The 12359-nt window shown below is 36.0% G+C and carries 14 protein-coding genes; all 14 read right to left on the bottom strand.

Going from position 1 to position 12359, the window contains the following annotated elements; translation table 11 throughout:
- Positions 1-6 precede the first annotated feature (6 nt).
- The 14 genes from MKX37_RS05300 to MKX37_RS05235 all read right to left on the bottom strand — a co-directional run bounded on the left by MKX37_RS05300 (position 7) and on the right by MKX37_RS05235 (position 12274).
- On the bottom strand, positions 7-414 hold the full coding sequence (locus tag MKX37_RS05300) for a PadR family transcriptional regulator (RefSeq protein WP_078178140.1): 408 nt from the start codon (positions 412-414) through the stop codon (positions 7-9).
- A gap of 4 nt (positions 415-418) precedes the next feature.
- Positions 419-952, bottom strand: a complete 534-nt coding sequence (locus MKX37_RS05295; RefSeq protein ID WP_002011110.1) for a sigma-70 family RNA polymerase sigma factor — start codon at positions 950-952, stop codon at positions 419-421.
- Between the two features lie 511 nt (positions 953-1463).
- Positions 1464-2237: a VanZ family protein gene (locus tag MKX37_RS05290; protein ID WP_002140717.1), complete on the bottom strand. Its 774-nt coding sequence runs from the start codon at positions 2235-2237 to the stop codon at positions 1464-1466.
- Positions 2230-2562: a PadR family transcriptional regulator gene (locus MKX37_RS05285; RefSeq protein WP_012260505.1), complete on the bottom strand. Its 333-nt coding sequence runs from the start codon at positions 2560-2562 to the stop codon at positions 2230-2232. The genes MKX37_RS05290 and MKX37_RS05285 overlap by 8 nt, the downstream gene beginning before the upstream one ends.
- 102 nt (positions 2563-2664) lie before the next feature.
- Positions 2665-4347 (bottom strand): aerobic glycerol-3-phosphate dehydrogenase, encoded by a 1683-nt coding sequence (gene glpD / locus MKX37_RS05280; RefSeq protein WP_078422061.1) that lies wholly within the window; start codon positions 4345-4347, stop codon positions 2665-2667.
- A 133-nt stretch (positions 4348-4480) separates the two neighbouring features.
- Positions 4481-5971 (bottom strand): glycerol kinase GlpK, encoded by a 1491-nt coding sequence (gene glpK, locus MKX37_RS05275; RefSeq protein ID WP_002125757.1) that lies wholly within the window; start codon positions 5969-5971, stop codon positions 4481-4483.
- Positions 5972-5983: 12 nt separating this feature from the next.
- On the bottom strand, positions 5984-6805 hold the full coding sequence (glpF, locus tag MKX37_RS05270; protein WP_002030197.1) for a glycerol uptake facilitator protein GlpF: 822 nt from the start codon (positions 6803-6805) through the stop codon (positions 5984-5986).
- A gap of 228 nt (positions 6806-7033) precedes the next feature.
- Positions 7034-7594 (bottom strand): glycerol uptake operon antiterminator GlpP, encoded by a 561-nt coding sequence (glpP, locus tag MKX37_RS05265; RefSeq protein WP_000394293.1) that lies wholly within the window; start codon positions 7592-7594, stop codon positions 7034-7036.
- Positions 7595-7684: 90 nt separating this feature from the next.
- The gene (locus MKX37_RS05260; RefSeq protein WP_078422060.1) at positions 7685-8134 is read right to left on the bottom strand and encodes a helix-turn-helix domain-containing protein; all 450 of its coding nucleotides are present in this window, start codon (positions 8132-8134) and stop codon (positions 7685-7687) included.
- Between the two features lie 341 nt (positions 8135-8475).
- Complete coding sequence (locus tag MKX37_RS05255; protein ID WP_000554485.1) at positions 8476-9327, bottom strand: DUF2935 domain-containing protein; 852 nt, start codon at positions 9325-9327, stop codon at positions 8476-8478.
- A gap of 213 nt (positions 9328-9540) precedes the next feature.
- The gene (locus MKX37_RS05250) at positions 9541-9741 is read right to left on the bottom strand and encodes a sporulation YhaL family protein (RefSeq protein ID WP_002087191.1); all 201 of its coding nucleotides are present in this window, start codon (positions 9739-9741) and stop codon (positions 9541-9543) included.
- A gap of 77 nt (positions 9742-9818) precedes the next feature.
- The gene (locus tag MKX37_RS05245) at positions 9819-10691 is read right to left on the bottom strand and encodes an alpha/beta fold hydrolase (RefSeq protein WP_078422059.1); all 873 of its coding nucleotides are present in this window, start codon (positions 10689-10691) and stop codon (positions 9819-9821) included.
- Between the two features lie 243 nt (positions 10692-10934).
- Positions 10935-11180 carry a Phr family secreted Rap phosphatase inhibitor gene (locus MKX37_RS05240; RefSeq protein ID WP_063226412.1) on the bottom strand — a complete coding sequence of 82 codons (246 nt, stop codon included), beginning with the start codon at positions 11178-11180 and terminating at the stop codon, positions 10935-10937.
- Complete coding sequence (locus tag MKX37_RS05235; RefSeq protein ID WP_002087201.1) at positions 11180-12274, bottom strand: response regulator aspartate phosphatase; 1095 nt, start codon at positions 12272-12274, stop codon at positions 11180-11182. The genes MKX37_RS05240 and MKX37_RS05235 overlap by 1 nt, the downstream gene beginning before the upstream one ends.
- Between the last annotated feature and the right edge of the window lie 85 nt (positions 12275-12359).

Here is a 12359-nt window from a genome sequence, read left to right as displayed (position 1 = left end):
TTCGCCTCACTCCTGTACTAAGCCTTTTAATATAAATTGTACCTTCGTAGCATTTTTCTCTGCCTTTCGCAGCATCTTTCTTCCCTTATCATTTAATTGATAATATTTAGCTCCTGAATGATCCCAACTTGATTGGATAAAACGATTCTGTTCTAGACGATGTAATACAGTATATAAAAAACCTTCATTTCCTTCGAATTTTCGAATCCCTCTCCCTCGTAGTAGCTGTGACAATTCGTATCCTGTTTTTTCATTACTGAGGAGTTGTAAAATGGCTAACGAGATGTCCTCTTCCTTTTCGTGTGATGCATTGATTTTTTCGCGCACCCGCTTTCGGTGTTGATCAGAAAAACTCAAATGTTTAAACGTTGTATTCTCCATTGATTTTCGCAGGCCTTTTAATCGATCTTCCATTTGATTATTCCTCCAATCCTTTCTTCAAAAGCTCCTTCGCTTTTTTCAGTCTCGTTTTTATCGTGTTTTCTTTCACTTCTATTACAATAGCAATCTCTTTAATTGATAGTTCTTCATAATAAAATAGATAAATGACTTCTCGATATTTTATCGGTAAATTCATTACTGCAGAAGCCAGTTCACGGTCCTTCGCATTTTGAATAACAGTTTGTTCGACACTATCATTTTGAACCCCAATATAAGCAGCTTCATCCTCTGTCACGATCACCTTTTTGTTATACCAACTTTTTATGTAGTCCTTACATTGATTAATCGCAATTCTCCACAACCACGTTTTCACATTCGATTTCCCTTTGTATGTATGAAGAGATTTATAACATTTCACAAATATATCTTGCGTTAAATCCTCAGCGACTTCTTTATTATTCACATATGAATACACAAGCTGTAAGACTTCTTGTCCATACTTGTTCATTATTTCATCGATAAGGAGTTCCTTATCTTCTATTTCAAACGCTTCTACCGTTAATTCATCCACATCATTTCCTCCTTCCCATTTATTAGACGACGCACGCCATGGAAAAGTTTTATAAATCCCTAAAAAAATACGGATGGTAGTGTCCCTACCGTTTTTTTAACTTTAATTTTTCTTTACTAAGAGTAAACCTTTTATTATGATACAACACTTCATATTCACTTATAGTCAAAATTTTAGTGCATTCATAATAAAACAAAAACCACCTAAAGGCTCCCCTTCAGGTGGTTCTCTATTTTACGCTAACGCCGCCGCTTGTTCTTGTTGATCTACAGGAATTACAGCGTCTGTTAATGCTTTTTCTAGTTCAGCTGTGTATTTCATTTCGACGCTATCATCATTTATAGCGCCAATAAAGACAGATTATGCAACAGTTTCATAACAGTATGAATAAACAACTAACAACATCTATTACGAGTATAAAAAATCGGCTCAATACATAATACCTATGTTTTCAGTGATACTCTATTACCACCGAACTAAATTTATATAATTTTAACTACATGATAGCAAGTTAATTTTCAAATATCTTCTTTCGCATAACCCTAAATTTATTATCCATTTGTATCATGCTTATAAATAAAAGATATCCTATCGATGCACCGATCATATTTATAGCAATCCGCCACACATCAAAAACATCAGATAAAGTTAGTAAATGTAATAACTCCCAAGCAAGAAAGGCCATAACATACCACTTACAAGCTTTCTTATAGTTAGTCACTTTGTTAATCAACACTGGAACGAAAAATCCAAATGGAACTAACAATATTATATGTTGTAAAACGATTAACCAATAAGTTGAGTTTCCCCATAGACCCGGATGCGCAATAAAATCTTTAATTTGCCAAAGTGTTATTCCAAAAAGTTGCAACAGCGTTTCTAAGTCAGATATATGTAAAAATTGCTGCCAAAATTCAATAGGACGATAGACAGTTCCACCTGTCAAACTACGAACAGAGTCAAATGTAGAAGTTGAAATAAATGTTCCTAAAAAGACAATAAAACAAATGATTATATAAGGAATACATAAAATTTTTGATAATACCTTTAATAGCCTAGGAACTTCGTATACCGATTGATTAATCCCTAAGCCAATAACTTTTGATTCTCCAAAACTTTGAATCGCTTTATAAATCGCTTCTTTTTCATTCATACCTTGTTCCATATATTCTTCTTTCAAGCTGTTCAAATGATCATACATTTCTAGAAATAGCTCATCCTGTTCAATATTACTAAGTTCTGAATAAGCTAAAATAGACTTAATATACTCATCAAATTCACTCATAAATAACTCCTTTCTGACAAGCTTGAATTAATGATGTTACACGCTCCCAAGAGTTCACTTTCTTCTGCAATTCTTTTTTCCCTTTACCTGTAATAGTATAAAATTTCCTTTTCATCCCATTCTCAGATTGATTCCAATAAGATTCAAGAAACTCCTTTTTTTCTAATCGCTTTAAAGCTGGATACAAAGTTCCCTGCCCCATACTATACAAATCTTCACTTGCATCCTTTAAACTTTGAGCTATTTCATATCCATATGTATCACGTTTTGCAATGATAGAAAGTAATAAAATATCTATACTTCCCTTCAAGATTTCTTTGTCCAACAATACCACCTCCTTATATACATCGTATAACAACATATGTCGTTATGCAACATAGTTAGAAAAATAACCCATAAAAAAACCACCTAAAGGTGGTTTTCTATTTTATGCTAACGCAGCCGCCTGCTCTTGTTGATCTACAGGAATTACAGCATCGCTTAATGCTTTTTCTAATTCAGCTGTGTATTTCATTTGCTCTTCTTTGCTCCAGCCTAGTTTCGCAGCCATGTAGTTGATTACTGCTTCTTTCCACTCGTATACCCAGTGGATGTTGAAGAATACAGCGCCTCTGCGGCGTACGAAGAAGTCAACTGGTTTCGCTGTCATTTCGTAATCCATTGCGTATACAAGCGGGATTAGAACGTCTATCGGCATGTTGTATTCTTTCGCTTCGTCTTTATGTTTTTTCGCTAAATCAAACAGTACGTCAACGTTAGAGCCGTAGAATTTCGCGAATTTTTCCGCTTGTGCTGTCGTTAAACCATATTTCGTACCTTCGCCTGCTTTTTTCGCAACAAATGCCGGGAATCCGTGTGAACCACTTACATGACCACCAGAGATTGGCATATGTTTCGTATCGCTCTTCTTATATGCGCTATGGCCTTCTTTTTGTAATAGATTCGTTACGTAGTCTACTACCATTTCAGCCATTTTGCGGTATCCTGTTAATTTACCGCCCGCGATTGTAATTAAACCAGATTCAGAAGTCCAAATTTCATCTTTACGAGAAATTTCAGATGCATTCTTACCTTCTTCATAAATTAGCGGACGTACACCAGCCCAGCTTGATTCCACATCTTTTTCTGTAATTTTCACGCTTGGGAACATGTAATTAATCGCATTAATGATATATGTGCGATCTTCTGTTGTCATGTGTGGTACAGCTGCGTCTTTATCATAGAACGTATCTGTTGTACCTACGTACGTTTTTCCTTCGCGAGGAATCGCGAACACCATACGTTTATCTGGTGTATCAAAGTAAATTGCTTGCCCTAATGGGAACCGTTTTTGGTCAATTACTAAATGCACACCTTTTGATAACTGAAGTACTTTCCCTTTTTTAGAGTTATCTTTTTCACGAAGTGTATCTACCCAAGGACCAGCCGCATTTACAATTTTCTTACCGTAAACTTCATACACTTCTCCGTCTAGTAAATCGATTACACGTACACCGCATACTTTTCCATCTTTATATAAGAAACTGTCTACTTTTGCGTAGTTAACAGCTTTCGCACCATGTTCAATCGCTTCTTTCATTACTTCAATTGTAAGACGCGCATCGTCTGTACGATATTCTACGTAGTAACCGCCGCCTTTTAATCCTTCTTGTTTTACAAGAGGCTCTTTATTTAGCGTTTCTTCACGGTTAAACATCTTTCTGCGCTCGCTTCGTTTTACACCTGCTAAGAAGTCGTATACACGAAGACCAATTGATGTACTGAATGACCCGAACGTGCCGCCTGTATGGAACGGAAGTAACATCCACTCCGGTGTTGTTACATGGGGACCGTTCTCATATACGATCGCACGCTCTTTCCCCACCTCTGCTACCATTTTCACTTCAAGTTGTTTTAAATAACGTAAACCGCCGTGTACAAGTTTCGTTGAACGACTTGATGTACCTGCTGCAAAGTCCTGCATTTCAAACACAATTGTTGATAAACCGCGTGTTGCCCCATCTAATGCAATACCAGAACCAGTAATACCTCCACCAATTACGATCACATCTAACTCTTGTTTATTTACTCCGTTTAATACGTCTTTACGTTGTTTACTTGAAAATTTCATGGTAATTCCTCCCTTTGATAACGAAAAAAGAGACCACAAGCTCCGCTATAGATTTCGCCTCTATAGCGTGTTGTGGTCTCTCCAAATCTCCTACCGAATTATTAACTTGTCATCATTATAACACTGTTTATGATTATTTGAAAGCTTTAGTTGCTTCAATTGCTTTTTTCCATCCAGCATATAGCTCTTCGCTTGTTTCCGCTTCCATCGTTGGTTCAAAGCGTTTGTCCATATGCCACTGTGCTTTAATTTCGTCTTGGTTTTTCCAGTATCCAACCGCAAGACCTGCTAAGTATGCTGCACCTAAAGCTGTCGTTTCATTGATCACTGGACGCTCTACAGGAACGTCTAACATATCACTTTGGAACTGCATTAAGAAGTTATTCTTAACTGCCCCGCCATCAACGCGTAATGTGTTCAGTTCAATACCTGAATCTGCTTCCATTGCGCATAGTACATCTTTCGTTTGGTATGCTAAAGATTCTAGCGTTGCACGAATGAAATGCTCTTTCGTCGTACCGCGCGTTACACCAAACATAGCGCCGCGTACTTCACTATCCCAGTACGGTGTACCTAATCCTACGAATGCTGGTACAACGTATACGCCGTCAGTTGATTCAACGCGAGAAGCGTACACTTCACTCTCACTTGCATCTTTAAACATGCGCATTCCGTCACGTAACCATTGAATTGCAGAACCTGCTACGAAAATACTTCCTTCTAATGCGTAATTTACTTTACCATCTAAACCCCATGCAATTGTTGTTAATAGTCCATGCTCAGAAGCTACTGCTTTTTCACCTGTGTTCATTAACATGAAGCAGCCAGTTCCGTAAGTATTTTTCGCCATACCTTCACCGAAACAAGCTTGTCCAAATAATGCTGCTTGCTGGTCACCAGCTACACCTGCAATCGGTACATTTTGACCGAAGAAGTGATAATCAATTGTTTCTCCATATATTTCAGATGATTGACGTACTTCTGGAAGCATGCTCTTTGGTACTGTTAACATGTCTAGAAGCTCATCATCCCACTGTAAGTCGTGAATGTTAAACATCAATGTACGTGATGCATTTGAGTAGTCTGTTACGTGCGCTTTACCACCAGACAATTTCCATACAAGCCATGTATCAATTGTTCCGAATAATAACTCGCCGTTTTCCGCTTTTTCTCTTGCACCTTCAACGTTATCTAAAATCCATTTTACTTTCGTACCAGAGAAATATGCATCAATTAAAAGACCTGTTTTTTCGCGAACCATCTCGCTATAACCTTTTTCTTTTAACTCATCACAAATTTCAACTGTTTGACGAGACTGCCATACGATTGCGTTATAAATTGGTTTTCCAGTTGTTTTATCCCATACAACCGCTGTTTCACGTTGGTTCGTAATACCGATACCAGCGATTTGTTCTGGTTTTACATCCGCTTCACTTAAGCAAGTTGCGATAACTGCTAAAATAGATCCCCAAATTTCTTGTGCATTATGCTCAACCCAGCCTGGCTTTGGAAAATGTTGTGTAAACTCTTTTTGAGCTGAATGAACGATTTTTCCTTCTTTATTGAAAAGAATTGCGCGTGAGCTTGTTGTTCCTTGGTCTAATGAAAGAATATATTTTTTCATATCAGTTTCCCCCTATGCTACTTTTCTACTATTTGTAGTAGCTCCACTTTTTTTACTTGTCATATAAGAGATTGCTAGTACAATCACAGTTGTAATAATCACATAAATAAGTGCTGAATTTTGTTTTCCTTCAAATACAACTTGATGGAATAATCCTGCAAGTGACCCACCTAGAATTGGACCAACTACTGGGATCCATGCATACTTCCAGTTTGAACCGCCCTTTCCTGCAATCGGAAGGAAGAAGTGTGCAATACGCGGACCTAAATCACGAGCCGGGTTGATTGCGTATCCTGTTGTTCCACCTAATGATAAACCAATACTTACAATTAAGAAACCTACGATAAATGGATTTAAACCATCTGCAAATTTATTTGCTCCAATTGCTAATATACCAAATACTAAAACGAATGTTCCAATCATTTCACTTAAAAGGTTTGTAAATGTGTTCGGAATTGCTGGACCTGTTGCAAATACACCTAACTTTGTTCCTGGATCTTCTGTTTCTTTCCAGTGTGGTAAGTAATGTAAATATACAAGAACTGCCCCGATAATTGCCCCAATCATTTGTGCTGCGATATACATAGGTACATCACTCCATGGGAACGCTCCCTTAAAAGCAAGTCCTATCGTTAAAGCCGGATTCAAATGTGCCCCACTAATTGATCCAACTGCATACGCTGCCATAGCAACCGCTAGACCCCAACCCATTGTAATTACAATCCAACCAGAATCTTTCGCAAACGATTTCTTTAAACTTACACCAGCGCAAACGCCGCCACCAAGTAAGATTAACAACGCAGTCCCTATTAATTCCCCTAAAAATGCTGACATAAAATCCCTCCACAATCAATTTAAATGCTTTCGAAAAGTGATAGAGGTAAAATGAATGGCCATTCGTTTTTTTTCAAAAGAAAAAGATCCACAGCTTACATGCTTCTATATAATATATATAGAAACAATAAAATGTGGATCTCTTCTTTTCTCCGTCACGTTTATTAACTTGTCTATAATGTTAACCCTTAATGAAAGCGGTGTCAACAGAATTTTTTCACATTTTCGTCACTTTTTTTGGTAATGTTTCCATAATTCTTTTTTCGATGTCGTAATTGCTGTCGCACCAGCATTTAACGCTCTTTCAACGTCTTCTACCGTTCGAATAAAACCACCTGCTAAAATTGGTACACCTGTACGCTCTTTCACCTCAGCAATGACACCCGTTAACGCACCAGGAAGCACCTCTATATAATCCGGCTTCGTCTTTTCTAGCAAATTACAGCTCTTTTCCATTGCGCTAGAATCAATTAAAAAGATGCGTTGAATGGAGACGACACCTTTTTGCTTCGCCTTCATAATTACGCTCGCCTTTGTCGATAATAACCCGTACGGTTTATATTCTTGGCATAAAAACTCCGTCGCATGCCCATCACTTTGTAATCCATGGATCAAATCCACATGTAAAAATACTTTTTTATTATGCTGCTTCGCGAGCGACACAACACTCTTCAATTGACCGACATGAATATCTAAAATAACAATATACTCATACGAACTATGTAATAGCTTCTCCAAATCTTTAATTTGCCTCACTGCCGGCAAAATCTTTTGCTCATGAAATTCCATTCTAAACGTCCCCTTCCTATCTATCCTTTATAGTACACAATTTGGGTGAAAAGAACAGCTAGTGTAGGGGATTTCTTACAAATCTTTCTCTTATCTATATATTCTCTTCAACTTATCAGAAACCGTACCACCTATAATCATTAATAGGAGCGGTAAAAAATTCATTACATATGGTGCATCTGCGACAATTGTAATGCTTGCTCCTGCAAACTTATTTAACGCCCATACAACGATTTTTGTAATAAATAAAAATACACCCATCATAAATAGACTATCGAAAAACACCTTCCATTTCGGATACGCTAATTGCTTACTATCCTCAATTACTTTTTGCGTCAACTCTTCATCACTCCTCAATAACTCATCAATTGTAATACCGAACAGATCACTTAAATGAATAATAATTTCAATGCTCGGATAGTTCTTTCCCGTCTCCCATTTCGAAACAGACTGCCTACTTACATGAATTTTTTCAGCCAAATCATTTTGCGACCAATTTCTTTTTTCCCTTTCTTCTTTTAAACGTTCACTAAAAATCATACTGTGTTTATCACCTCTCTATGTCTAGTATGGTCAAATAAATGATGAAGAGTAAAGCTAGTTATCGTTGCATAGGTTGTGCAACTTGTGCGTTACATCTAAAAATGACGCTATGTATCATGTCGATTTCATATGCTTTTCTTCTATAATAATTTCCCGAACAATAATACAATGAACGGATGACTAGATTAAGCATAAAAAAATACGCCATCCCTTCTTATCATTCTCCAGAAAGAATAACGTAAAGTTTCATTTTTAAACATTTTCATCAAAAAGAAAAGAAGCTAACAATAAATTGTTAACTTCTCAGCCGAAAGTAAAATATTATCTTTCCTTATCTTCTAATATCTAGGTTGTGATTGAATATTTGTAAGATGAACATCAAACATATCAATGATTTCAAGAAATCTATCAGCTTCACGGAAAACATGGTCTGCTAATAACGGATGAATGATACTCTTTATTTTACATTGCTCAATTAAATCACGTGCTGTTTTCTTAAAATCCCGAAGAGATGTAACGGACACACGATTTTGATCTAAAAATTGATCTAAAAGAGGGACTGTTTGGGATTGTGGTTTCATAGATTCTAAGTCAATTGCTTGATACATCAATTCATCAAAATCATTGCTAAAATTCCGTGCTGTGTCTACAAGCTTTCTTTCCGATGGATCAAGAAGATGACCAATAAATTTAGCATGGTCTGCCATAATCCTTAAAAAGAAAACATTTTCTTTAATAATAGCATCAGGAAGGGCATCTAATTTCCCTTCATTTAATTGTATTAAACGTTTTCTAAAATAGTCAGCTTCCCTACTTGTATGGTCAACTAACAGTGGAAAGTTATTTTGTCCTGGCAATTTACATGTGAGAATTAATCCTAAAATTTTTCTTTTAAATCCCCAAATATTAGTTGCGGCTTGTTGTACTTCTGAATTAAATCTTTTTATTTGCTCAGGATCTGTTTCATTTGTATAGGAATGCGCTATTTGTTCGATATGTTCAAACAATCGATAAAATTGATTAGCCTCTTCAATTAGTTGAGTATCCTCGCATCTAAACCCTAAGCGAAGAAAAAAAGAATGCTCCTTCATGATTCTAGACCAAAAACGAATTTCATTTAATGAACGCTCAACAAACATTACAGATGTAACACCTGTATCAGGATGTAATGATGTTTCATCCCTATGCATTGTTAATCCCCCCTGTAGATACTGCGCTATTTCCATTCTTATGATTGAACATATATATAAATACCATCAATAAAGTTTCATGATGAATATCATATACATGTAAAATTAAGCTTATATAAGCTTAGCTTGATGAACATATACTGCTCCAAAAAAGAAAAAAGGCTACCACCTAGATATAAAGTTCTCCTAGTTGGTAGCCTTTCAAAATTTCTATTAAAGCAACACCGAATCCTTATCACTATCCTGATTCCGTTTCTCTCGTTCTTCTTCTAAGCGCTTCATATATACTTCGCCTTCTTTTTCGATAAAATCATTATCCATCTCTTGCTCTTTTTTCGAAGTATATAAAACCATGTAGCCACTCAATACGATCCCAATGATTACAAGATAAATCCACCATGGTAAAGTTTCCACTTTCGTTCATCCCTTTCCTTAGACAAGCCTTATTAGTTTCACTTTATGAGGAAAGAAGTGGATTTATGCTTAAAATTTTATTGTGGATTCTTCGCGAAGAACGCTTGTACATACTCCATAAACTCGATTGGCTCCTGGCGAAACGGTGCGTGGTATCCTTTTTCAATGATATGGAACGTACTATTTGCAAATAGCTCATGATACAGTTCACCATTTTTCCAAGAAACACTCTTATCGTGTCGTCCCCATATAATTAAAGTCGGTACCTTAATTTTATCTGCTTCCATCGCAATGCGGCGCTCTCTCATTTTCGTAAGCTGATCATAATGCTCTTTATCATCGCGACTATTTTTCACTTCATTTTTATTATAATCCGTAATCTCTGTTACAGTTTGTAAGTCTGTCGATAGTGGCGGCACTTCATAACTTTCTTTTTGCTGGAAAGACTCTATTCCTGTAGAATCCGCTAAAACGAGATGCGTTACTGCATCCGGATATAAATACGCTAAATTTAGAGACATCTCTCCGCCCATCGAATGACCAAGTACTGCGAATTGATCGTATCCGAGTTTCTTCATTAACTTATAATATAAATTCACTTGCACGGGAAACGAATACTGAAAATCAATTGGTTTAGAAGAACGCCCAAACCCTAAAATATCAACCGCAATAATCGTATGGTCCTTTACAAGTTCCGGATAAATATCATTAAACCCATCTGAAGAACCACCGAACCCGTGAAGCATAAGTAAAGGCGGTTTCCCCTCACCAATTTGCTTAAAATAAATCGTCTGCCCATCAATCTGCGCCATACTCTCTTTCGTATTCAGCCTCATCATCACAGTATCTTTCACTTCTTCAACCTTCGCAATCGGCTTATCAACGAAGTTACATACTATTAATAAAACAAGAACAATACCGCTAATCATATAAAACTTAAACCGTTTCAAAATCCCCGTCTCCTTTCTCATGTTGCTATTTAAAGGTTTTACATTATTTGGTTGTTTTATGTTCTTTTTAATTGTAACCACTTTAGTTACAATTATATTAAAAAAATATAACTCATTTCTATTAATGATGGTTATTTTGTAACTATTATAGTTACATATTTAAAGTAAGTCAATTCTTTTCTTTTCTCTACATGGCCTAATAACAAAGAAAAGGACTTCCTGTTGAAGTCCTTTTCTTTGTTATTATAGTTGGCTTACTCCGCCGTCTCCTCTATTATCTGCAGGTGCTCCGCCTGTATCTCCTATATTAATGTAGTCTGGTCTTGCTGGTGCTCCTCCCGTGTCCCCTATATTAACGTAGTCTGGTCTTGCTGGTGCTCCGCCTGTTTCTCCTATATTTAATGCTTGATTTGTAAATGAACTATTAGCTCCAATTGATAACGCACCTACTAATGCAATCCCCAACATTCCAAAGTGAATCTTTTTCATTATTTTAGCGCCCCTTTTTTTAATAATTTTTTTTGAGCTTTATGACTCATGTAAAAATAATGACTTGCTTTATCGTGATTCTCTTCTTTATAAAACCTTAAGGCTAACATTTCAGCGTATTCCTGTATACACTCCCATAGCTCTTCTTTTTCAAAATAAGAAATACCTTCTAAAACTACTTGCTCTAAGCTTAATGTAGGTGATTTGTCATTTACACTTTTCAAAATCATAAAACGATATTGAAACTCTTCCTTATTTAACTCTTTACAAATATCCAAACCTTTTTCAATCAAATCTGCCACCAATTGATATTGTCCTAATTTATAACATTCACGAGCTTCAACAAATAGCGCTTTAAAGAATTTCGGCTGTTTTTTTGTAACTTCGGATGCATGACGAACTGCAAGTTCCGATAAATCTTGACTGGCATACAAAAAGGCTAAATTATGACGCACCATTAAAATATATTTTTCATAATTTACCTTTTGGAAAATATCCATAGCAGCATTAAAGCTTTCTTCCGCGAGTTCGTAATTTTTCAAATCAATACAACACAGACCAAAAGCATTTTCACATAGCGCTATATTTATTTCGCAACCTATATGTTTTTTGAACTCCTCTTTTGCTTTTCTCAAATAATCAATTGCATTAACTTGTTGATACGTCTGATAGTAAAAATTACCCATACGATAATCAAACTCAGCATTCTCTAAAGAGTGCGAAACGTATTTCAGTAGTATATTTGCCTTTTCATAACTTTCCTTCGCATCATTATATTTAGACATTGAAGTACAATATATCCCTTTAAAAAAATGATAATAATATGCTAAAAATCCTTCAGTTGGAACTTCAAAAGATTCTATTCTTTCAAAACTATTTTCTTTTATATTTAACCAATCCGTCAGCATTTTATATCTAAAATCTAATAACGTAAAATACAAAGATAATTCCTGATCCACTTCCAAACCACTAATCTTACTATCAATCTCCTCTTTCATTTCCGTTGCTTTCTCTATGTTTTGCTGCAACATTACACGATACCAATTATCTAAAGAATGTTTCATTTGCTCCTTCGTTACTACATCTGTTCCCATACCTTCGCATCCCCTTTTCTCCAAACTTACAAAATTAGGATATTTATACAATTATCCAAATTGTATATCACCACCCCTTTTCTAT

The organism is Bacillus sp. FSL R5-0709 (genome assembly GCF_038004785.1).
Taxonomy (GTDB): Bacteria; Bacillota; Bacilli; order Bacillales; family Bacillaceae_G; genus Bacillus_A; species Bacillus_A mycoides.
This window is presented reverse-complemented; position numbering and strand designations above follow the sequence as displayed.

Excerpts from the sequence above, each read along its gene's own strand:
- MKX37_RS05240 (WP_063226412.1), bottom strand. The coding sequence starts at position 11,180 with ATGAAAAAGATTCACTTTGGAATGTTGGGGATTGCATTAGTAGGTGCG.
- MKX37_RS05255 (WP_000554485.1), bottom strand. The coding sequence starts at position 9,327 with ATGCATAGGGATGAAACATCATTACATCCTGATACAGGTGTTACATCT.
- MKX37_RS05290 (WP_002140717.1), bottom strand. The coding sequence starts at position 2,237 with ATGAGTGAATTTGATGAGTATATTAAGTCTATTTTAGCTTATTCAGAA.
- glpK (WP_002125757.1), bottom strand. The coding sequence starts at position 5,971 with ATGAAAAAATATATTCTTTCATTAGACCAAGGAACAACAAGCTCACGC.
- MKX37_RS05300 (WP_078178140.1), bottom strand. The coding sequence starts at position 414 with ATGGAAGATCGATTAAAAGGCCTGCGAAAATCAATGGAGAATACAACG.
- glpP (WP_000394293.1), bottom strand. The coding sequence starts at position 7,594 with ATGGAATTTCATGAGCAAAAGATTTTGCCGGCAGTGAGGCAAATTAAA.
- glpF (WP_002030197.1), bottom strand. The coding sequence starts at position 6,805 with ATGTCAGCATTTTTAGGGGAATTAATAGGGACTGCGTTGTTAATCTTA.
- MKX37_RS05260 (WP_078422060.1), bottom strand. The coding sequence starts at position 8,134 with ATGATTTTTAGTGAACGTTTAAAAGAAGAAAGGGAAAAAAGAAATTGG.
- glpD (WP_078422061.1), bottom strand. The coding sequence starts at position 4,347 with ATGAAATTTTCAAGTAAACAACGTAAAGACGTATTAAACGGAGTAAAT.
- MKX37_RS05235 (WP_002087201.1), bottom strand. The coding sequence starts at position 12,274 with ATGGGAACAGATGTAGTAACGAAGGAGCAAATGAAACATTCTTTAGAT.